At 64.3% G+C, this 22,351-nt stretch carries 16 protein-coding genes; 4 read left to right on the top strand and 12 right to left on the bottom strand.

Going from position 1 to position 22,351, the window contains the following annotated elements:
* Positions 1–71: 71 nt before the first annotated feature.
* From Q0D31_RS03365 to Q0D31_RS03355, 3 genes are read left to right on the top strand one after another with little or no spacing between them, the layout of a single operon-like run.
* On the top strand, positions 72–752 hold the full coding sequence (locus Q0D31_RS03365) for a response regulator transcription factor (protein WP_291844937.1): 681 nt from the start codon (positions 72–74) through the stop codon (positions 750–752).
* Entirely contained in the window at positions 736–2,202 is a 1,467-nt protein-coding gene (locus tag Q0D31_RS03360; protein ID WP_291844935.1) for an ATP-binding protein, read from the top strand. Before Q0D31_RS03365 ends, Q0D31_RS03360 begins: the two co-directional genes overlap by 17 nt.
* Positions 2,199–5,141 carry a bifunctional [glutamine synthetase] adenylyltransferase/[glutamine synthetase]-adenylyl-L-tyrosine phosphorylase gene (locus Q0D31_RS03355; protein WP_291844933.1) on the top strand — a complete coding sequence of 981 codons (2,943 nt, stop codon included), beginning with the start codon at positions 2,199–2,201 and terminating at the stop codon, positions 5,139–5,141. The genes Q0D31_RS03360 and Q0D31_RS03355 overlap by 4 nt, the downstream gene beginning before the upstream one ends.
* 18 nt (positions 5,142–5,159) lie before the next feature.
* Here Q0D31_RS03355 and Q0D31_RS03350 read toward each other — a convergent pair whose 3' ends face one another.
* The 4 genes from Q0D31_RS03350 to Q0D31_RS03335 all read right to left on the bottom strand — a co-directional run bounded on the left by Q0D31_RS03350 (position 5,160) and on the right by Q0D31_RS03335 (position 12,714).
* Complete coding sequence (locus tag Q0D31_RS03350) at positions 5,160–7,175, bottom strand: PAS domain-containing hybrid sensor histidine kinase/response regulator (RefSeq protein ID WP_291844930.1); 2,016 nt, start codon at positions 7,173–7,175, stop codon at positions 5,160–5,162.
* Positions 7,176–7,178: 3 nt separating this feature from the next.
* On the bottom strand, positions 7,179–8,684 hold the full coding sequence (locus Q0D31_RS03345; protein ID WP_291844928.1) for an ATPase domain-containing protein: 1,506 nt from the start codon (positions 8,682–8,684) through the stop codon (positions 7,179–7,181).
* Between the two features lie 155 nt (positions 8,685–8,839).
* Positions 8,840–11,137 carry an ATP-binding protein gene (locus Q0D31_RS03340; RefSeq protein WP_291844926.1) on the bottom strand — a complete coding sequence of 766 codons (2,298 nt, stop codon included), beginning with the start codon at positions 11,135–11,137 and terminating at the stop codon, positions 8,840–8,842.
* A gap of 200 nt (positions 11,138–11,337) precedes the next feature.
* Positions 11,338–12,714, bottom strand: a complete 1,377-nt coding sequence (locus tag Q0D31_RS03335; protein WP_291844924.1) for a cation-efflux pump — start codon at positions 12,712–12,714, stop codon at positions 11,338–11,340.
* A 620-nt stretch (positions 12,715–13,334) separates the two neighbouring features.
* Between Q0D31_RS03335 and Q0D31_RS03330 the strand changes: the two genes are divergently transcribed.
* A complete protein-coding gene (locus tag Q0D31_RS03330) occupies positions 13,335–14,432 on the top strand; it encodes a PAS domain-containing sensor histidine kinase (RefSeq protein ID WP_291844922.1) in 1,098 nt (365 codons plus the stop codon).
* Positions 14,433–14,548: 116 nt separating this feature from the next.
* Here the strand turns inward: Q0D31_RS03330 and Q0D31_RS03325 are convergent, their stop codons facing one another.
* From Q0D31_RS03325 to Q0D31_RS03290, 8 genes are all read right to left on the bottom strand, one after another.
* Positions 14,549–15,517, bottom strand: a complete 969-nt coding sequence (locus Q0D31_RS03325; RefSeq protein ID WP_291844920.1) for a zinc-binding dehydrogenase — start codon at positions 15,515–15,517, stop codon at positions 14,549–14,551.
* A gap of 174 nt (positions 15,518–15,691) precedes the next feature.
* Positions 15,692–16,684 (bottom strand): nitronate monooxygenase family protein, encoded by a 993-nt coding sequence (locus Q0D31_RS03320; RefSeq protein WP_291844910.1) that lies wholly within the window; start codon positions 16,682–16,684, stop codon positions 15,692–15,694.
* A gap of 109 nt (positions 16,685–16,793) precedes the next feature.
* Positions 16,794–17,030 carry a hypothetical protein gene (locus tag Q0D31_RS03315; protein ID WP_291844902.1) on the bottom strand — a complete coding sequence of 79 codons (237 nt, stop codon included), beginning with the start codon at positions 17,028–17,030 and terminating at the stop codon, positions 16,794–16,796.
* Positions 17,027–18,127: a nitroreductase family protein gene (locus Q0D31_RS03310; protein WP_291844893.1), complete on the bottom strand. Its 1,101-nt coding sequence runs from the start codon at positions 18,125–18,127 to the stop codon at positions 17,027–17,029. The genes Q0D31_RS03315 and Q0D31_RS03310 overlap by 4 nt, the downstream gene beginning before the upstream one ends.
* Before the next feature lie 101 nt (positions 18,128–18,228).
* Positions 18,229–18,660, bottom strand: a complete 432-nt coding sequence (locus Q0D31_RS03305; protein WP_291844884.1) for a CBS domain-containing protein — start codon at positions 18,658–18,660, stop codon at positions 18,229–18,231.
* A gap of 222 nt (positions 18,661–18,882) precedes the next feature.
* Positions 18,883–20,382: a tripartite tricarboxylate transporter permease gene (locus tag Q0D31_RS03300; protein ID WP_291844873.1), complete on the bottom strand. Its 1,500-nt coding sequence runs from the start codon at positions 20,380–20,382 to the stop codon at positions 18,883–18,885.
* 27 nt (positions 20,383–20,409) lie between these two features.
* Positions 20,410–20,907 (bottom strand): tripartite tricarboxylate transporter TctB family protein, encoded by a 498-nt coding sequence (locus Q0D31_RS03295; RefSeq protein ID WP_291844867.1) that lies wholly within the window; start codon positions 20,905–20,907, stop codon positions 20,410–20,412.
* A gap of 88 nt (positions 20,908–20,995) precedes the next feature.
* Positions 20,996–21,973 carry a tripartite tricarboxylate transporter substrate-binding protein gene (locus tag Q0D31_RS03290; RefSeq protein WP_291846726.1) on the bottom strand — a complete coding sequence of 326 codons (978 nt, stop codon included), beginning with the start codon at positions 21,971–21,973 and terminating at the stop codon, positions 20,996–20,998.
* Positions 21,974–22,351: the final 378 nt, after the last annotated feature.

Raw genomic sequence — 22,351 nt, 5'->3', positions numbered from 1 at the left:
GCATGTGCGGGGCGGTCGCGCCATGGTGCGAGAAAGCCGCTCCCGTGACCGCCATCTTACCCCCCTCCCAAATGCGCCTGTTGATCATCGAAGACGACCGCGAATCCGCCGACTATCTGGTCAAGGCGTTTCGCGAAGTCGGCCACGTCGCCGATCTCGCCAGCGACGGCGAGGAGGGGCTGGCGATGGCCGACGGCGGCGACTACGACGTGCTCGTGGTCGATCGGATGCTGCCCAAGCGCGACGGCCTGTCCGTGATCGGGAGCTTGCGCGAAAGAGGCAATCGCACGCCGGTCCTGATCCTATCGGCGCTGGGCCAGGTCGACGACCGCATCAAGGGCCTTCGCGCCGGCGGCGACGATTACCTGCCAAAGCCCTATTCATTCGCGGAGTTGCAGGCGCGCGTCGAAGTGCTGTCGCGCCGGAATGTAGGTCCGGCCGAGGAAACCAGCTATCGGGTCGGCGATCTCGAGCTCGACCGGCTCTCGCACCGGGTTACCCGCGGCAAGGACGAGTTGACACTGCAGCCCCGCGAATTCCGTTTGCTCGAATATCTGATGAAACATGCGGGCCAGGTCGTGACGCGGACCATGCTGCTCGAGAATGTATGGGATTATCATTTCGATCCGCAGACCAACGTCATCGACGTTCATATTTCAAGGTTGCGCTCCAAGATCGACAAGGGCTTCGAGCGGCCCTTGCTGCACACGATCCGCGGCGCCGGATACATGATCCGTGACGGCCTTCGGTAAACTGATCCGCACCACGGCGTTCCGTCTGACGCTGGTCTATCTGTTCTTGTTTGCGCTGTTTGCCGCCTCGCTGCTCGGCTACTTCGCCTGGAATACGCGACGGCTGATCAACGAGCAGATCACCACGACGGTCAACGCCGAAACCGCGGAGATCAACGACATCTATACCCGCGTCGGCTTGCGCGGCTTGGTCTTTACGGTTGGCAATCGCGCGCTGCGGCCAGGCTCCAACCTTTATCTCGTCACTACCCCGACCGGGCAGGCGATCGGCGGCAATGTCGGCTCGCTGGCGCCAGGCGTGATGGCTTCGACCGGCTGGTCGGAAATCCGCTATCGCCGGCTTGACGAGCAGGATGTGGCGGAACATCGTGCGCTGGTGCTCGTAACCGAGCTTACCAATGGCTTCCGGCTTCTGGTCGGCCGCGATCTGGACGAGCGGCGAAGGCTGTTCGGCATCGTCGCCAACGCCGCGCAATGGTCGCTTCTGGTCGTCATTGTGCTCGGCATCGGCGGTGGCGTCTTTGTGTCGCGGCGGGTGCTGCAGCGGATCGACGCCATGACCGGCACCACCCGACGCATCATGGACGGAGACCTTTCGGGGCGGTTGCCGGTCGGACGCAGCGGCGACGAACTCGACCGGCTGGCGGAGAATCTCAACGCTATGCTGGAGCGTATCGAGGCCCTCATGACCGGTCTGAAGGAAGTCTCTGACAATATCGCCCACGACCTGAAAACTCCGTTGACGCGCCTGCGAAACCGCGCCGAGGAGGCGCTGGCGAGTTCCGGCAGCGAGGCGGAGTATCGGGGGGCGCTGGAACGGATTATCGAGGAATCCGACGGCCTGATCCGCACCTTCAACGCGCTGTTGATGATCGCGCGCGCCGAGTCCGGTCAGGCGCGTGGCAATATGGACGATTTCGACGCGGCCGAGGTCGCCCGGGGAATCCATGAACTCTACGAGCCGCTGGCCGAAGACGACGGCATGACTCTGCGCGTCAGGACCACGCCGGTGCCGCTGCACGGCAACCGCGAGCTGATCAGCCAGGCGCTGGCCAACCTGGTCGAGAACGCGATCAAGTACGGCAAGCCGTCGCCGGTGGTGCAACCGCTCGACCCTGTTGCCGCGATGCGCGCCAGGGAAATTCTGATCGAAGCCCGGCGCGAGGGCGAACACGTGCTGCTCAGCGTCACCGATCACGGGCCCGGTATTCCTGAATCCGATCGCAAGCATGCAGTGGAGCGATTCGTCCGGCTGGAAGCCAGCCGGACGCTGCCGGGCTCCGGCCTCGGTCTCAGCCTGGCCGCTGCGGTCGCGACCCTGCATGGCGGTGAACTCAGGCTGGGCGACTCCCATCCGGGCCTGACCGCCACGCTCGTGATCCCGGCCCTCATCTCCGGCGGGGACAGACTTGCGGTTCAAACGCAGGATATGCCACAGAAGGTGGCATGAATTCTTCCGCATTGGCCGCGCAGTTCGTGAGCGGGCCGCATATCGCCACGACTGGGGCCGGCGAGGCCGAACAGCGGCTGCGCGACTGGCTCGCCGAACTTGAACCAGAGCAATCGGCTGCGATCGAGACCTGGCTGGATCGCCCGTTCGTCAGGACCATCCTGCTCGGGACGATCGCGTTCTCGCCCTATCTTTTCGATCTGATCCGCGCCGACGCTGCGCGGCTGATACGCCTGCTGGCGTGCGAGCCGGAGCGGTACTTCGCTTCGCTGATCGAGCAGACCGCGCGTGACGTGCTTGCCGCCACAGGCGAGGCGGACGTCATGCATGTTCTCCGGCGCACGAAGTCGGAAGCCGCGCTGCTGATCGCGTTGTGCGACATCGGCGGGGTCTGGCCGGTCCTGCGCGTGACGGCGGCGCTGACCGATCTGGCGACCGTCTCGGTGCAGACGGCGCTGCGCTTCCTGTTGCGCCAGGAGGTCGTTCGCGGCCGGATGACCGCGGCCAATCATGACCGGCCCGAGGAGGGCAGCGGCCTGATCGTGCTTGCGATGGGCAAGATGGGCGCAGGCGAGTTGAACTATTCGAGCGACATCGACCTGATCGTTTTCTTCGATTCCGCCGCCAATTCGCTGGTCGCCGACATCGAGCCGGCGCCGTTTTTCGTGCGCGTGACGCAGGCGCTCGCTCGCCTGCTGCAGCAACGCTCGGGCGACGGCTATGTGTTTCGCGTCGATCTGCGGCTGCGACCGGATCCCGCCTCGACGCAGGTGGCGATTTCGACCGACGCGGCGCTGAATTATTACGAACGTGAGGGGCGGACCTGGGAGCGGGCCGCGATGATCAAGGCGCGACCTTGCGCCGGCGACGCCCTGGCGGGCGAGGCGCTCGTCGCCGAGCTCGCGCCATTCGTATGGCGCAAGCACCTGGACTTTGCCGCGCTGGCCGACGTCCACGATATGAAGCGACAGATGCAGACCTATCGCGGCCAGAGCGAGATCGCCGTCGAAGGGCACAACGTCAAGGTTGGGCGCGGCGGCATTCGCGAGATCGAGTTCTTCGCCCAGACCCAGCAGCTGATCGCCGGTGGCCGGCATCCGGAGTTGCGGGTCCGCCCGACGCTGGAGGCGCTGAACGCGCTGGCGGCAAGCAACTGGATCACGGTTCAGGCGCGCGACGAACTGACGAACGCCTACGCCTATCTGCGCCGGGTCGAGCACCGCCTGCAGATGATTGCGGACGAGCAGACCCACGCGCTGCCTGAAGATGCCGAGGCCGTGGAGCGCCTCGGGCATTTCCTTGGTTATGAAAGCCGTGCGGCCTTCGCCGGCGACCTGCTTCGCCACCTCAATATCGTGCAGGGACATTACAGCAAGTTGTTTGTAGGCGACCCGACCGGGTCGGCGAAGCTGCCGGAGGTCAATTACAGCGGTGGCCCTGACGACCCGCGCCTGATCGACTATCTGGCGACGCTCGGTTTCAAGCAACCGGTCATGGTGGCCGGCACGATAAAGCTCTGGATGGACGGCGACTACCGCGCGCTGCGCAACGAGGCGACGAAGGCGGCGTTCATCGAATTCATCCCCGGCCTGATCGACGGCCTTGCCCATGCCGAAGATCCCGACGACGCGGTCACCGCGTTCGATCGCTTCCTCGGGGCGGTGCAGCGCGGCGGGCGGCTGATCGCGCTGTTGAACCAGAACCGCGACCTCGTCGCCCTGGTGGCGCTGATCCTCGGCGCCGCGCCGCGGCTCGGCGACATGTTGGCGCGTCAGCCGCAGATCATGGACGGCCTGATCGACCCTCGCTTTTTCGGCGCCATGCCCGATCAGCGCGAGCTGTCATCGCGGCTGGCGGCGACGCTGAAGGACGCCGCTTCCTACGAGGACTTCCTCGATCGTCTGCGGCTGTTCGGACAGGAGAGCCTGTTCCTGATCGGGACGCGAATTCTGTCCGGTACGGTTTCGGCTCAGCAGGCCAGCATTGCCTTTGCCGACGTCGCCGAGGGCATCGTGGACACCGTGCACGGTCTGGTCACCGACCAGTTCGCGGCCCAGTACGGTCGGATCAAGGGCCAGGAGACCGCGATCCTGGCGATGGGCCGGCTCGGCAGCCGCGAGATGACCGCATCTTCCGACCTCGACCTGATCCTGCTCTACGATTTCGACGAGGACAGCCCGGATTCCGACGGCGAAAGGTCGCTGCACGGCGCGCAGTATTTTGCGCGGCTGACCCAGCGGCTGATTTCGGCGTTCACGACGCGGACCAATTACGGCGTCCTTTACGACGTCGACATGCGGCTGCGGCCATCGGGGCGCGCCGGGCCGGTGGCGTCGCGGATCGATGCCTTCGCGGATTACCAGGAACGCGAAGCCTGGACCTGGGAGCATATGGCGCTGACCCGAGCGCGGGTGATCTCGTCGTCGGCCGCATTCCGCGCGCAAATCGAGGCTACCATTCGCCGCGTGCTGACCCGGCCGCGCGACGCTGCCGGTACCGCGGGCGATGTCGCCGACATGCGACGGGCGATCGCGCTGGAAAAGGGCGAGGACGACGTCTGGGACCTCAAGCTTGCCGCCGGCGGCCTCGTCGATATCGATTTCATCGCGCAGTATCTGCAGCTCGTACATGCCGCGAGCAAGCCTGAGATCCTCAGCGTCTCCACGCTGCAGGTGCTGGACAATGCTGCGCGGCTCGGCGTGCTGCCACAATCCGACGCCGAGGTCCTGCGCGCTGCGACGCGGCTCTATCACGATCTGACGCAGATCTTGCGGCTTTGCGTCACCGGCAAGTTCAGCCCGCAATCGTCGGGAGAGAACCTGCTGCGCGTCATGGCGCGGGCCGGCGACACGCCCGACTTCTCGACGCTCGAAGCGCGGGTCCGGGAGACCCAGGCGGAGGTGCGGCAGATATTCCGGGCTCTGGTGGGGGGCGGGTAGGGCGGCCCCTCCGACCGATCACCGTTCGCCCAGCACCACCCTGAGCTTCTCGGCAAGTTCGTCGCGACCGTATGGCTTGTTCAGGACCGGAAGCTCCTGATCGACGACGTCTTCGGCGCTCGCCTGACCTACATACCCCGACGTCAGGAGTATCTTAAGGTCAGGCCGAATCCGCCTGGCTGCGACCGCGAGTTGAGCGCCGTTCATGCCTCCCGGCATCACGACGTCGGAAAACATGATGTCGATCCGCGCCTCGCCGTTCAGATGGTCCAGCGCCTCCTTGGCATCGCGCGACACGATCACCCTGTATTGCAACTCCTCCAGACTTTCGACGGCCATCCGGAGCACATCGTCGTCGTCTTCCACGAGCAGCACCGTTTCGCCTGTGGTGGCGCGGCGCAGCGGGACCTTGCTGGACTTCATCTCCTGCCCTTCCACCGCCTCGTCGGTAGAGCGCGGAAAGTGCAGCTTGACGACCGTGCCTTCGCCAACCTCGGAGTCAATCGTGACGTCGCCGCCGGCGCTGCGCATGAACCCGTAGACCTGGGCGAGCCCGAGGCCGGAGCCCTTTCCGACTTCCTTTGTCGTAAAGAAAGGCTCGAAAACGCGCGCCCGTGTCGCCGCATCCATGCCGGCGCCAGTATCGCTGATTGACACCATAACATAGGCGCCTGGTGGAACTCCCCTGTCGGCCACGGCTTGCGTGCCCCGATGCACGTTGCGGCTTCTCAGGGTGATTTCACCGCGGCCGTTCATGGCGTCGCGGGCGTTGACCATCAGATTGAGAACCGCAGCCTCCAGCTGCGTCGGATCCACACGGATGGGAAAGACGCCGGGGTCCAGATCCAGCTTCAACGAAATTGCCTCTCCGACCGCGCGCCGGGCCAGCCCCTCGAAATCAAGCAGCAGTCGATTGGGGTTGACGGTCTCCGGCCGAAGCACCTGACGGCGCGAGAACGCCAGAAGCTGCTGGGTGAGTTTTTCTCCCCGCCGCGCTGCCATCATCGCCGCCTCGGCCAGCCGAACGATGCGATCCGGCTGATCGGGACGGCGGATCATCATGTCGAGGCCGCCCACAATGACGGTCAGGAGATTGTTGAAGTCATGCGCCACCCCGCCGGTGAGCTGGCCGATAGCTTCCATTTTTTGAGCCTGATGCAGCGATTCTTCCGTCTGCTTTCGCTCGGTGATATCCATGATGATCCCCGCCATTCGGCGGGGGGCATCGGCTTCCTCAACCTTCACTTTTCCCTTTACGGAAATCCACCTCGTCTGCCCGTCGGCACGGACAATGCGGCAGTCAAAATCCACGCTGCCCGTCCAGATCGCGTCTTCGAAGGTCTTGGCGATCTGATCCCGTTCTTCGGGCACCACGTGCCCCAGGAATTGACGAAGACCCCATGACGGCAACCCGTCGCTATAGCCGAAAATCTGGTCGTGCCTTGATGAGCGGCGTGTAGTGTCTGAGCCAAGATCGAGATCCCAGGACCCCATTCCGGCCGAGTCCAGCGCGAATGCCAGGGTTTCGCGCGCTCCATCAAGCTCTCGTGTCCGGCTCGCCACGCGCTCTTCAAGTGTGACGTTCAATGCGCGCATCTGCGAAGCGGTCGTCTCCAGGTCCATCAACAAGGCGCGGGCATGATACTGGCGGCGGCGTGCGCGCACGATCGATCGTACCGCGCTCACCAGCGTTTCGGCGTTGATGGGACGTTCGAACAGGACGACGTTGCCCAGACGCTCAAATATCTTCAAGGATTGCCGCGAGCGTGGCGCAGCCTGTTTTTTGGAGAGGACGATGATCGGAAGATCAGACCATGGCGGCTGCTGCTCACACCAGTCGATAAGCGACGAAACCTCGTCCGCGAACAACGCTTCCTCAGTCACGATCACACCGGCGGCCTCGTCATTGAGCGCCATGCATAAACCGTTGATATCTCGACACGCCTCACACGGCATGCCGGCTGGTTCGAGAATACGGATCATCACCTGCGCATCACGCCCGAGCGGCGCAAGCAGCAGGATACGATTGGGCATCTGCTAGCTCTCCGCCGGATGCGGCGTGGAATCGAGAAGAGCGATCTGGCCGTCATACTTGGGAATCCCGGTAAGCACGCCCTCGAAATCCCGCAACGCTTCGCCGACCTGGAGCCCTGTTGTCCCCAGCTTGAACTCGCGAATCGTCCGTTCATTCTGATTGGTCCGGCTCTTGACCGCGGAGATTGCTGTCCGCACCTCTCCCTGCGCCTCGAAGTAACGGAACATCAGCAGCGTGTCGCTGAGATAGCTCAGATCCACGTCGCTGCGCATATCGCCTACCGTGCCGTGCTGGCCAAGAATGAGCAGCGTCGTGATGCCGCTCTGGTTGAGATAGCTCAGCAATTCGTGCATCTGAAGCAGCAGGAATTGCTCGCCTGGCATGGCCTGGAGGTACGCGTTCAGGCTGTCGATGCACAGAAACGAACACCGCGCCTGTTCGACGGCAACCCGGGCGCGGCTGGTGAACTCGCCCGGCGACAGTTCGGCCGGATCGATTTGCTGGATCTTCAGCGCTCCGCTTTCGATGTACGGTCGAAGGTCCATTCCCAGCTGTCTGCAGCGCTTGAGCAGCGTGGCGAGGCCCTCGTCGAACAGAAAATAGGTCGCGTTCTCGCCGCGTCGCAGCGCCGCGATCATGCAACTCACGGCGGTCGTGGTCTTGCCGACGCCCGATGGACCGACCAGCAGGGTATTGGTGCCAGGGGCCAGTCCGCCACCCAGCAGCGCGTCCAGTCCGTCGTTGCCGGTTGAGTTGAGTTCCTCGGAAAACGCGTGGTGATGTTCAGCCGCGATCAACCTCGGAAAGACCGTCAGTCCGCCCCTGTCGAGGATGAAATCGTGATATCCGCTCCGGAATTTCAACCCGCGCATTTTGACGACGCGAATCCGCCGCCGCTCCGCGCCAAAGTCCCGGGGGTTCTGCTCCAGAGAGATCACCCCATGCGCGATGGAGTGCAGTTGCAGGTCGTTCGGATCCGAAGTGCGGTCGTCCAGCATCAGGACAGTGCAGTCGAGACTCGCAAAGAACTGTTTGAGCGCGAGGATCTGGCGGCGATAGCGAAGCGGGTTCTGCGCGAGCAGCCGCATTTCCGAAAGGCTGTCGAAAATGACCCGGGCGGGCCGGAGTTCGTTGACCTGCTTCATCACTTCGCGGGTGGTTTCGCCAAGTTCGACTTCCGAGGGATGCAGGATTGATTGTTCGCTGTCCGGATCGAGCCCGATCTCATTGACGAGTTCGTAGAGCGAAAGACCCTCCAGCGACCAGCCGTGCGCTGCCGCGACCGCCTGCAACTCGACCTTGGTTTCGGAAAGGGTGATGTAAAGCCCGGCCTCGCCGCGGCGCAGTCCTTCGAGCAGAAACTGCAGCGAAAGCGTGGTCTTGCCGGTACCAGGCGAGCCCTCCACGAGATAGACGCGGCTCCGCGTCAGGCCGCCGCCCAAAATGTTGTCCAAGCCGTCTATGCCGGTCGGCGCGCGGTCGGACGGTTCCAAAGTCTCGTGCCCCATGCCCTGTCTCGATCGATAGTCGCACACCCCACCAACCCCGGGTGAGTTGATGCATCGAGGCCCCTATAGGCCGCAGATCACAATTGCGGGGCGGCGGATTGGTTCCCGGCGAAGTTGGCGTTCGGACGTTGGGACTGGGCGGGAATCCAGCGGAACTACGCCGCGGCCTCGATCTTCGCCGGCTTCGGATCGCGCGGCAGCGCGATGCGCACGACGGTTCCGGCACCGAGCTTCGAGCGCAGCCGCATCGTTCCGCCATGTAGCCCGGTCAGCGACCGCGCAATGGCAAGGCCCAGTCCCGAGCCCTGGTAGGTCTTGGTGAGCTGGCTCTCGACCTGTTCGAAGGGCTTGCCCAGCCGCCGCAGCGAAGCCGGCGCGATCCCGATGCCAGTATCGGCGATCACCAGGACGATCGAATTGGGCAATACGCGGCTGCGCACGGTGACCCGGCCCTCGTCGGGGGTGAACTTCACCGCGTTTGACAGCAGGTTGACGAAGATCTGCTTGACGGCGCGGCGGTCGGCGAGCACGGAAATGGTGCTTTCGATGTCGGCGTCGAGCGTCAGGCGCTTGTCCTCGGCTCGCCCCGACACCACCCGCAGCGACTCCGCGAGCAGCTTTGAGAGGTCAAGCGGCTCCATGTCCAGCTTCATGCGGCCGGCCTCGATCTTCGACATGTCGAGGATGTCGTTGATCACTTCGAGCAGGTACTTTCCGCTGGTGAGGATGTCGTGGCAGTACTCCTGGTATTTTTCGGAGCCGAGCACGCCGAACATGCCGCTGCCCATGATCTCGGAGAAGCCGATGATGGCGTTGAGAGGTGTGCGCAGTTCGTGGCTCATGTTGGCCAGGAACTTGGACTTGGCCTGGTTGGCTTCCTCGGCGCGGTTCTTCTCCTGGGAGTATTTCTCGGCGAGGTCGGCGAGCTCCGCCTGCGAGCGCTTGAGGTCGATCACGTTGGCGCGCAGGCGGGAGTCGTTCTCGATCAGCTTCTGCTCGTGGGCCTTGATGCGGGTGATGTCGGTCCCGACCGAGACATAGCCGCCGTCCTTGGTGCGGCGTTCGCTGATATGCAGCCAGCTGCCGTCGTCGAGCTGCGCTTCGAAGGTGCGGGCGCCCGGCGCCTGCGCACTGGTCTCGTGCAGTCGCGTGCGGATCTCGGGCATGCTGCCGACCTCGATCACGGTCTCATAGGACGTGCCAGGGATCACCGCGGAGTCCGGCAGCTTGTGCAGGCTCTGGAAGTGTGAGTTGCAGAGCACGAGGCGGTCTTCCGCGTCCCACAGCACGAAGGCTTCCGGGATGGTCTCGATCGCATCCCGCAGCCGCAGGTCGGCTTCGACGGTCTTCTCGGCGAGGCTCTTCTGCTCGGTGATGTCGACGGCGATGCCGATCAGGTGAAGGCTGTCGTCGGCCGCGGCCTGGCTGAGTTCGCAGCGCACCCTGAGCCAGATCCAGCGGCCGCCGCTGTGCTGCATCCGGAAGCTCTGATCAATGTGGTCGATCTTGCCCGATATCAGCTGCTCGGCGATCGCGAGCAGGTCGATGTCCTCGGACTTCACCAGCGCGTTGACTTCGCCGAAGGTCAGGAGGTCGTTTCGGGTATCAAGTCCCAGCAGCGTAAACATCGATTGAGACCAGAAGATCCGGCCGCGCGACAGGTCCCAGTCCCACAAGCCGCAGCGGCCGCGATTGAGCGCGGTGTCGATCCGGCCGCGGACCGCGTCGTTGATGAGGTCGCCTTCGCGGGCGCGGGTTGACTGCCAGTGGAACGCGAAGCCCAGGATCAGCACAACGAACCCGGTGGTGGCCGAGAGCGTCACCGACAGCGCGGCGTCCGATCCCCAGATCGGCTCGTTCTTTTCCTGGACGATGATGACGTGGCCGGGCAGCGACTTGACCAGGCGTGAAATCGCCAGCGCGCCCTTGCCGTTCGGAAGGGTCATGTCGCTGACGACGCCTTGCTGGGCCGGCGCGGCCAGCAGTTGCGCGGTGCTGATCGCGTCAAGCACGCGGTCGATACCGACAGGGTTGCTCTCGACCGGGACGCGGGCAAGGACGCGATGGTCGGCGCCGGTGATGATGACGTGGCGGCCCGAGGCTGCGCCCCAGGCGGGAATGAAGCCCGGCAGCAGGCCTTGCAGCCGCTCGATGTTGGCGGCGCGGTCCTGCCGGACCGAGGCGAGGCGGTCGAGGCGTTCGGACAAGATATCGCTGAGCGCATGAAGATCGCGCTTCATCGCGCCGCGTTTTTGCCGGCTCTGGTCGATCACCTGGACGAACGCGCCGAGGCAGATGGTGACCAGGAAGGCGATGATCAGCGTCGGCACGGCGCGACGAAGCGCCGGCTCTGCGGTAAGTAACCTGTGGTAGGCCGGTTTTGCGATCGATTGCGCCAATCCCTTGATCGAATCGGATTGGACGCACGCGTTCGCCGCATGCGCACGCGCCATGCCTTAGACCCCCACCGAATGCCGTCTTCACACCGTCCGAAAGAACCCCACGTCGCTTCCGAATCACAGCGATTTGAATCCAGATTTTCCGGGCTGTCGAGAGTCAACGATTCGTTAATTCGAAATAAATCTTGTCCAAAGGGAAAGCGGCCATGCCAAAGCGAGTCCGAAACGGGAACGCGCAACACCAAATTTGAAACTCATGCGCGCGGCGGCTCGGCGTGGCTGATGACGCGCTTGATGGTCGGGAACGCGCGACGCAGCGCGCGCTCGATCTCGTCGACGTTCTCGTGCACTTTGATGACGCTCATCGAGGGCGCGGCGCGGCAATGGAAGTTGACGATTTCGCCAGCGTCGGTGTCGCGGACCCGAACGTTATGGATGTCGTGGATGGCGCCGCTGCCGGCAAAGCGCGCCAGCGCGGCCTTGATGATTTCGACGCGCTCGGGCGCGGCGTCGGCGCCGGCGGGCAGCTCCGGTTCGAGCGGCTCGATATGGGTGTCGACCTCGACGTCCTCGCCGAAATCCTCGCGGATGCTGCGCTCCAGCCCGTGGGCGATGTCGTGCGCGGCCGACAGGTCCATCTCGCCGTCGACTTCGAGGTCGATGCCGACGGTGAGCCTGCCGCCGAGGTCGTGCACGGTGACGTGGTGGACGGCGAGGCCGGAGTTGCGGGCAATCACCATGATGCGCTCGCGCACGCTCTCATTGTCGCGCGCCACCGGCACCGCGGTAAACGTCAGGTCGGAATCGCCGAGCGCGGCCCTGACGGCGTCCTGCGCCGCCTTCTTGATCGCCTCGACGCGGTCGATCGGGTAGGTGCGCGGCACCCTGGCGATGGCGTCGATGAAATGCGTCGGTCCGACCACGCGTGCGCGCACACGCTCGACGCCGACCACGCCAGGCACCGCGCGGATCGCCGCGGCGGCTGTCGCCGCCACGCCTTCCGGCGCGCGGTCGAGCAGGGTTTCGATGGTGGAGCGGCCGAGCCGCAGGCCGAGGATCGAGATCATCACGGCGACCGCGATGGCGGCGGCCGAGTCGCCCCAGGCATAGCCGAGCGCAGTCAGCGCAAGGCCGATGATGACGGCGAACGAGCCCAGCACGTCGGAGGCGAAATGCAGCGCGTCGGCCGCCAGCGCCTGGCTCCGTGTGGCGCGCGCCGTACGGTGCAGCGCCCGCGCGCGCCAGAAATTGACCACGATGTCGATCACCAGCACCACGAAGGGAAGCGCCGACAGCGTCGGCGGCGGCGCGCCTTCGCGCAGCCGGCTCACCGATTCGACCAGGATGCCGCCGGCCAGCACGTACAGCAGCGCGATCACAAACAGCGCCGACAGGCTCTCGAACTTGCCGTGGCCGTAATGATGCTCGTCGTCGGCGGGGCGGTCGGACACCCGCACCACCAGCCAGGTGATGACGGTGGCGATCACGTCGACCGAGGAATGCAGGGCGTCCGAGATCAGTGCCAGGCTGCCGATGGCGATGCCGACCGCGAACTTGGCCGCGGCCATGCCGGCGCTGGCGAAGATCGAGATCGCCGCGACGCTGGATTTGATCGAGTTGGGACTGCTCATGGGCGGCGGTTTAGCAGGCGGTCATGAAAGATCAAAGGCGGGGGTTGGGGGAGCAATCGCCAATCACTTGCAGGAGCGATTTGTTGCAAGTTGTTCCGATTCAATGCCGTGATGGCGAGCGCAGCACCCGTCTGCCGTAGCGCGAAGGCGGAAACAATCGTCTCCACATAACGGCGCGTCTTACCCCGCGAAAGCGGGGTATCCAGTACGCTGCGGCTTATCCGCGTCATTGCGAGCGGAGCGTTCAGCCCGGAGACATAGCTTACACCTGTTCAGGGACATGGTTGACACTTTTTGGATCACCCTAGATCGATTGCCGCGACCTGATGTGCGGCGAAGAATACTCCGAACTTGCCGTCGGTATTGGCGCAAAGTTGTAAGGGTGATTTGGGGCAATCGCGAAGCTGTATGTTTTTGCTGACCGGACTGGACCGGGCAAATCACGTTGAAGTTGGGGGAGAATATCGATTTTTCGCGCAACCGCTTTCTGCCCATGGTCGGGAGCTCGAAGCGCCATCACGTTTCAGATGATCACGTATGCATTGTTACCGCGGACGTTGTATTTCGCCAGACTCCGGCTATAGATTTTCGAAGGGCGTTTTGAGTGAGATTGCCGCGTCATGGGCAGCGAGAGCGAGCGGATCGGCAACTTCCTGGTCGGGGGCGGCGAGATGGGCGCCCTGACGCGGGCTTTCGACTGGTCGAAAACGTCGCTCGGTGCTCCGGAAACGTGGCCGCAGAGCCTTCGGGTGACGGTGCGACTTGTTCTCACCTCGCTCCACCCGATGTTCATCTTTTGGGGACCGGAGCTGATCCAGTTCTACAACGACGCCTATCGCCAGACGATGGGTCCGGAAAGGCATCCGGGCGCGCTCGGCGCGCGCGGCCGCGAGTGTTGGGACGAGATCTGGGAGATCATCGGCCCGCAAATCGAATACGTCATGGCGGGCAAGGGGGCGACCTGGCATGAGGACCAGCTGGTGCCGGTCACGCGCCACGGACGCCGCGAGGATGTGTGGTGGACCTACAGCTATGGTCCGATCGATCTCGAAGACAAGGTCGGCGGCGTGCTGGTCGTCTGCAAGGATGTCACCTCCGAGCACAAGACGAAGGAGGTGCTGCAGCTCGTCAACGAGGAGCTCAAGCACCGCGTCAAGAACACGCTCGCGGTTGTTTCCGCCGTGGCGGCGCAGACATTTCGCGGCGCCTCGAGCAAGGCCGATCTGGAAAAGTACCAGGCAAGGCTCGCGGCGTTCGGACGCGCGCAGGACCTGCTTACCGCGTCAAACTGGGCGGCCGCGCCGCTCCGGGACGTGGTCGAGACCGCCCTGGCCCCTTATCGAGCCGGCGAAGGCCGGTTTACGATCGCGGGTCCTCCGCTGATCGTCAAGTCCCGGCAGGCGCTCGCTTTGTCGCTGGCCCTCCACGAGCTTGCGACCAACGCGCTGAAGTACGGCGCGCTGACGGTCGCGAGCGGCCACGTGTCGATCACATGGAAGTCGGAAGACCAGGAGGATGAGCCGAAGTTTGTTTTCGTGTGGCAGGAGTCCGGTGGCCCACCTGCGTCGGAACCGGCTTGCGTGGGCTTCGGTTCGCGACTCATCAGCCGGGTATTGAAGGACGATTTCGGCGGCTCCGTTGAGGTGTCGTATGAAGCCACCGGCCTGGTTTGCCGGCTGACGGCTCCGCTGGAAAACCTGGCAAATTCCCCCGGATAGGGCGGGTCGGCGGACTGGCCGAGGGCGCAATCCGCCGTTGGCTCGCGCGTGCGTAACAGTGATGCCAATCGAGTCAGTGCGCTCGCAATGACGATCTCGCTTGCCCCGCCCACCCCCTACATCGTCACCACGATCTTCCCGAGATGCCGGTTCGCCTCCATGTGCGCGAACGCCTTGTCGATCTCGGCGAACGGATAGACCTTGTCGATCGGAAGCTGAAGCTTGCGCGATTCCACCGCGCCCCAGATGTCGTTGCGGACCTCGGCGAAGATCTCGCGGATTTCCTCGATCGTGCGGGTGCGGAAGGTGACGCCGACATAGGTGATGCGGCGGGCGGCATGGAGGTCGAAGTTGAAGTCGGCATGGGTGCCGCCGAGGCGGCCGACATTGACGATGCGGCCCTTGATCTTGGTGGCGGTGAGGTTCTGGTTGGCGACCTTGCCGGAGACCTGGTCGATGATGAGGTCGACGCCTTCGCCGCCGGTCGCCTGCAGCACCTGATCGACCCAGCCGGGATCGCTGGAATCCACCGCAAGGTCGGCGCCGAACTCCTTGAGGCGGGCGCGGCGGGTGGCGTCGGTCGAGGAGCCGACCACGAGCTTGGCGCCCTTCAGCTTGGCAATCTGCATCGCCATCAGCCCGACGCCGGAACTGGCGCCCTGGACCAGCACGCTCTGGCCGGCCTGCAGCGCGCCGTTGGTGACGACCGCGTTGTGCATGGTGGCGAGCGCGACCGGCAGGGTGGCGGCTTCCTCGAAATTCATGTTCGAGGGCGCGCGGAACAGCCGGCCGTGGTCGGCCAGCGTGTATTCGGCAAACGCCGCGGTACCCGAGCCCATGATCTTGTCGCCGACCTTGACGCCCCTGGCGTCGGGCCCGAGGGCTGCGACTTCGCCGGCCCATTCCATCCCCAGTACGGTGCCGACGCCGCCGGCCGCGCCATGCACATGGCCCTTGGTCATGCCGAGGTCGGCGCGGTTGAGGCCGCAGGCGTGCACCTTGACCAGCACCTGCGTGCCCTTGGGCGAAGGCTTGGCGACATCGGCGATTTCAGCGCCGCTGGCGCCGTAGACATAGGCTTTCATGGGCTGTTCTCTTTCTCCCTCTCCCGCTTGCGGGGGAGGGCTGGGGTGGGGGTGTCGCCGCGAGTTAAACTGCCCGCGTGGAGAGAGCCCCCACCCGGATCGCATCTTCGATGCGATCCGACCTCCCCCGCAAGCGGGAGAGGTGCAGCGAGCTCGCGGCGCGCTCGATCCGTCTTATTCCGCCGCCTGACGCCGCGCGCCCGACAGCATGCCTTCGAGCCGGTCGCGGATGATGGCCTCGGCGTCGCGCATGATGCGCGACACCAGTTCGGCGCAGGTTGGAATGTCGTGGATCAGGCCCTGGACCTGGCCGGCCGACCAGATGCCTTCGTCGGCGTCGCCGGTGGCGTAGACCTGCTTGCCGCGCACGCCGGCGACGAGCTCGCGCACGTCCTCGAACTTGGCGCCTTCCTTTTCCATCGCCACCACCTTGCTCGAGATCGCGTTCTTTGCGACGCGCGAGGTGTTGCGCATGGTGCGGAAGATCAATTCGGTTTCGCGTTCGTCATTGGCGACAATGCGTTCCTTGACCAGCTGGTGGATCGGGCTCTCCCTGGTGCACATGAAGCGGGTGCCCATGTTGATGCCCTCGGCGCCGAGCGCGAGTGCGGCGACGAGGCCGCGGCCGTCGGCGAAGCCGCCCGAGGCGATCATCGGGATCTTGATCTTGTCGGCGGCGGCCGGGATCAGGATCAGGCCGGGCGTGTCGTCCTCGCCGGGATGGCCGGCGCATTCAAAGCCGTCGATCGAGAGCGCGTCGACTCCCATCCGTTCCGCCGACAGGCCGTGGCGAACGCTGGTGCATTTGTGGACGATCTTGACGCCGTGCTTCTTGAACTCGGTGACGTGCTCCTGCGGCTTGTTGCCGGCGGTCTCCACGATCTTGATGCCGGCCTCGATGATGGCCTGGCGGTATTCCGCGTAAGGCGGCGGCTTGATCGCGGGCAGGATGGTGAGGTTGACGCCGAACGGCTTATCGGTCAGGTCGCGGCAGCGCGCGATCTCTTTTGTGAGGTCTTCCGGCGTCGGCTGCGTCAGCGCGGTGATCAGGCCGAGCGCGCCGGCGTTGGCCACCGCCGCGACCAGTTCGGCGCGTCCGACCCATTGCATGCCGCCTTGCACGATCGGGTGCTCGATGCCGAACAGTTCGGTGAATCGGGTCTTCATGTCTGCCCTCTTGGTTTTCAGTCCCTGGAACATTGTTGTTCTGAGGCGGAAGGATGCCGCCCCGGCGCTCGATTGTCCATCGCGCAAGCCGTGCGATCGGGCCGCGCGTTCATGCAAGGGTAACGGCTAATTCCGCCGCAGGGCAGAAATGGCGGCCCGATTGACCAAAAGTGGCATCGCGGCAAAGGCCACCAGAAGGGCGGCGTAGATCAGTCCCGGCGCGGTTGCGAAACGGGCCAATTGCTCCGCGGGCTGATCCCAGCCAGAGCACGCGGATCGGCCCCAGCGCCATGCCGACCGCGAAGACAATGGGGAAATAGAGCAGGGCTGCCGCGACGGTTCTCATGCGACGATCAGTTGCTCGACCGGACGGCGCAGCGACTTCGGCAGGTCCGGCCCGGCGCCGAAGCGCACGACAAGGTCCGGCCTTCGCTCACCGATGCCGAGGAACGAGGCCAGCTGGCGGCGCAGATGCGGGACTTCGACCGGCTGGTTGATGAAGGCCTGCTTCAACCCGAACGCCGTCGCCTGCAGCGCAAATCTCTGGCAGGCGCGTCCGGCCTCGACCCAGTGCTTGTAGTCGCTGCGGTCGGACACGAAGATCGCGATACCGGCCGAACTCTGGATCTGCGCGCGATGCTTCTGGTTCTCGCCGCGCTCGGTCATGACCCACGGCAACAGCAGGCGGGCCAGCCAGGCCGGCAATTGCGGATTGCCTGAAGACGCGGCCGACAATCCGTCCATGGCAGCGACCGCATCTGAATCGTTGAACCTGATCCACTGCTTGAGCTCGTTCATGAAGGCCGGGTCGCGCATTTGCGCCGAATTGCCCTCCACGACGTAGTCGGCAATGGCGTTCATTTTCGACCGGTCGGTAATGACGATGACCGAGACGCCGGTACCGGTGCCGGCCTTCTCCAGGCCCGCCAGCTTTTCGCCCGGCACGGCCGCGCCGTCGTAAAGCGCCCGCGTGCTTTGCCGGTGCGGAATCGCCTTGAACAGCTCGGACTCGTGCGGGCGGTCGGCATCGAGCGCAATCGTGATCGCCTCGGATGCTGTGGTCGTCGTGGCCGCCAGCCCGGCTGCCGCCGCGGCGAGCACGATGTTTTCCGCCGCGCAGCCCAGGCTCGCGGACAGATGATGGTCGTCCGGATCGACCGCGGGACATCGGCGGGTAAAATCGGGCGCGATGGTGATGCGCCGCGGCTCGGCGACAAATTTCCAGGGCTGGCTGTTGTGGCTGTCGGCGGCCAGCGTCGCGTAACGGATCAGTTCGCGCGCGCCGCCATCGACGCGCAGTGGCGCCCAGGTCGATCGCACCGCTTCGTCATAGGCGGTGGTGTTCTTGCTCGTGTCCTTCGCGGACGCTCCGACCGGAGCGGCGGCAAGGCCGCCGACCGCAAAACTTGAACTCGACTTCAGAAATCTGCGCCGGCTCATCATTCCCGCGCTCCCGAACATCATTCGTCTAATGCGTCGGGAGCAGGGCGAGCTTGATCTCCGTCAATCCAGGACAATCGGTGGAGGCGGGCGACCGCCGTCGCTCAAGCCGACGCGGTCAGTTTCAACGGCGTGGCTTCGTCGTCAAATGCGTTGGAGATGTCGCGGATGCTGATGACGCCGACCAGGCTGTAATTGTCGATCACCGGCACGTGGCGGATATGATGCTTGCTCATGAGGTGGCGGACATGCTCGAGCGTATCGGTCGAGGTACAGGAAACCAGCTGTTGCACCGAGATCAGCTGCGACACCTTGATGTTGACCCCGGCGGCGCCGTGCTCGGCGATGGCGCGGACCACGTCGCGTTCCGTGAACATGCCCGCCGCGGTGTTGCCCTCGGTGCGAACCACGTCCTTGACGACGAGGGCGCTGATATTGCTGGCGCGCATCAGTTGCGCGGCCACCGCGACGGTCTCGTTCATGCGGATCGTCGCGACACGGGCGGTTTTCTTGCGCAGGATATCTCCAACGTGCATGGCAACCTCCTGAAATGAAATGTCGGTCAATCGTGGTATACAAAATGCCAATTGTCAATGAACCCGCGATTAGATAAACTGTCAGCATTACTGACAATTGTGGGCTTTTCCGCTTGTGAGTTCTTAGGTGGGCGGGCGTCGCTCCAGCGCCCCGATCCAGGCAAGTATGCCAACAAAGCGCCAATGCGCGGCTTCAATCCGCCACGCGCCGGCGCCAAGGCATCAGGCGGTCGCGCCGCGCAGGCGGGTATAGCCCTGCTGGATCACCGACCAGAACAGCGCGATCAATCCGAGGATCATGATAGTGCTGACCAGCGCGTTGGAGAAGAAAATCCCAAGCGATCCCTGCGAGCCAAGCAACGATTGCCGGAACGCCTCTTCCGCCTTGTCGCCGAGCACGATCGCCAGCACCAGCGGGGCGAGCGGGTAATTGCACTTCTTGAGCAAATAGCCGATCACGCCGAACACCAGCATCAGGATCACGTCGAAGGTGCTGCTGTGGACCGAATAGGCGCCGATCGCGCACAACACCAGGATCAGCGGCGCAATGATGCTGAAGGGGATGCGCAGGATGGCGGCGAAAATCGGCACGCAGGTCAGCACCACGATCAGCCCGACGAGGTTGCCGAGATACATCGAGGCGATCAGGCCCCAGACGAATTCCTTCTGCTCGACGAACAGCATCGGCCCCGGCTGCAGGCCCCAGATCAAGAGGCCGCCGAGCAGCACCGCCGCGGTGGGCGAACCCGGCACGCCGAGCGAGAGCATCGGCAGCAACGCCGCGGTGCCGGCCGCGTGCGCCGCGGTTTCCGGCGCGACCACGCCTTCGATCTCACCCTTGCCGAAATTGTTGCCCTTCTTCGACATCCGCTTGGCGATGCCGTAGCTCATGAACGAGGCCGGGGTGGCGCCGGCCGGCGTGATGCCCATCCAGCAGCCGATCAGGCAGGAGCGCAACGAGGTCATCCAGTAGGCCGGCAGCTCCTTCCAGGTCTGCACCACCACCCGCAGATTGATCTTGGCCTTGCCGCCGCGAAAGCTCAGCCCTTCCTCCATCGTCAGCAGGATTTCGCCGATGCCGAACAGCCCGATCACGGCGATCAGGAAGTCGAACCCGTTCAGCATCTCGGTGAAACCGAAAGTCAGCCGCAACTGGCCGGTAATGGAATCAAGGCCGACGGCAGCGAGCGCAAAGCCCATCATCATCGCCGCGATGGTCTTGAACGGCGGCTCCTTGCTGAGGCCAACGAAACTGCAAAACGCCAGGAAATAGACCGCGAACTTCTCCGCAGGCCCGAACCGCAGCGCAAAGCTCGCGACCAGCGGCGCGACCAGCGTGATCATGACGACGGCGAACAGCGCGCCGACGAAGGAGGAGGTGAAGGCCGCGGTCAGCGCTTCGCCGGCCTTGCCCTGCTGCGCCATCGGGTAGCCGTCGAAAGTCGTCGCCACCGACCACGGCTCGCCCGGGATGTTGAACAGGATGGAAGTGATCGCCCCGCCGAACAACGCACCCCAATAGATGCAGGACAGCATGATGATGGCCGAGGTCGGCGGCATGCTGAAGGTCAAGGGCAACAGGATCGCAACCCCGTTGGCGCCGCCCAGTCCCGGCAGCACGCCGATCACGACGCCGAGCACGATGCCGAGGACCATCACCATGATGTTGAAGGGCTGCAGCGCGATCGCAAAGCCCTGAAAAAGATTGGCGAGTTCTTCCATCCCGGTGATTCCTGACGGTGCGACGGGTTACAGACCGAGCCACTCTTCGACCGGCCCCTTCGGAAGCGGGACCAGAAACCAGCGCTCGAAAATGAAATAGGTGACGATCGGCATGCCGAGCGAGACCGCCAGCACGGTGACCCATCGGTACTTGCCGAGCCATCGCATGAACCAGCCGATGAAGACGGCCGAGGCGAGGTACAATCCGGCGAACGGCATCACGCCGACATAGATCGCGGTCGGAACCACCACGCTCATGACCTGTCGCAGCTGCCCCCATTCCGCGAACAGCGCGTCATTGTCCTCGCGCAGCCCGTTCCACAGATTGATGGCGCTGGAGGCGACGATGAAGATGCCGATGTAGAACGGGAAGAAGCCGGCGCGCGGGCCTTCCGAGCCCCAGTTGATCCCGGCCTTGACGCTGCCGTAGATCACCACCGCGCCGAACAGCGCGATCAGCCCGGTGATGCCTGCCTCCACCAGCCGGTGCGCCGGGCCGGTGCTGCTCGAACTGCCTGTCGTCATCGAAACTCCATGCGGCGGCGCGCGCGGTCTACGCGCCGCCCTTCAGGGGGCGGTGGATCCGGGCTGGCGACCGATCGTGCTTGCCCGGTCAGTTCCCGGTGGCGAGGAAGCCCGCGTCCTTCATCAGGGTTTCGTGACGCTTCTCCTCGATCTCGACCCATTTGGCGTAGTCGGCCCCGGTCAGGAAGGTGGTGTTGAAGGCGCCGCTTTTCATGAAGTCCAGCCATTCGGGGGTGGCGCGAACCTTCTTGAAAAGATCGACGTAATACTCGACCTGGTCCTTGGTGGCCCTGGGCGACATGAAGATGCCGCGCAGCATCAGGTATTCGATGTCGAGTCCCTGCGATTTGCAGGACGGGATGTCCTTCCAACTCTTGCCGTCGGCGATCGGCTCGTCATAGGCCATCGGCTTGGCGTCGAATACGCAGAGCGGCCGCAGCTTGCCGCCGCGCCATTGCGCGACCGCCTCGATTGGATTGTTGACAGTCGACTCGACGTGGTTGCCGACCAACTGCACCGCGACTTCGCCGCCGCCCTTGTAGGGAATGTAGGTGAAGCGGACGCCGGCGGCCTTTTCGATCGCAACGGTGATAATCTGGTCTTCCTGCTTCGAGCCGGTGCCGCCCATCTTCATGGTGCCCGCGGGCGCGGCCTTCACGGCGGCGATGAAATCCTTCGTCGTCTTGAACGGCTGCTCGGCGTTGACCCAGAGCACGAACTCGTCGAGCGCCAGCATCGCAACCGGCGTGAGATCCTTCCAGCTGAACGGAATGCCGGTGGCAAGCGGAGTGGTGAACAGGTTGGAGAGCGTGATGATGATCTTGTGCGGATTGCCGCCCGATGCCTTCAGGTCGAGAAAGCCTTCGCCGCCGGCGCCGCCCGATTTGTTGATGACGACCATCGGCTGCTTCATCAGATTGTGCTTGGTGACGATGCCCTGGATGGTGCGCGCCATCTGGTCGGCGCCGCCGCCGGTGCCGGCGGGAACGATGAACTCGACCGGCCGCACCGGCTCCCACGCCGCCAGCGCCGGCGCCGCCATCGCGCCCGCGTACAGCGCGGCCATCGTCGCCAATGCGAATTCTGCAGAACGCTTCATGTGTTCTCTCCCGTCGAGCTGTGGTGATGCCGGTCTTTGCCGGCTTTCAGGTTCATCCCGATCAATCCTCGGGCTTTGGTCTAGCGATCGTTACGCTACAAGGTTTGTTCGATCTCGGTCGCGGCAGGCTTGGGTTGTACGGCAGGTGCGCCTGCGCGGCATCCGCTTCCTTTGGCCAATTGCAGTTCCGGGATGACGCGAGTGAGACAGCCGCGCATGCGCGCGCCGCGCGCCCTCCGCCGTTCTTCGTCCGCGGTCCCCTGCGGATTGCACGTGCCCATCCCAATCGCGCGTTCTTGTTATTCTCATCACCGTTCCCGGCATTCTTGTATATGATATGCCACG

This window comes from Bradyrhizobium sp., from assembly GCF_022844465.1.
Taxonomy (GTDB): Bacteria; Pseudomonadota; Alphaproteobacteria; order Rhizobiales; family Xanthobacteraceae; genus Bradyrhizobium.
The sequence above is the reverse complement of the archived record's forward strand: the minus strand, read 5'-3'. Positions and strand labels throughout refer to the sequence as shown.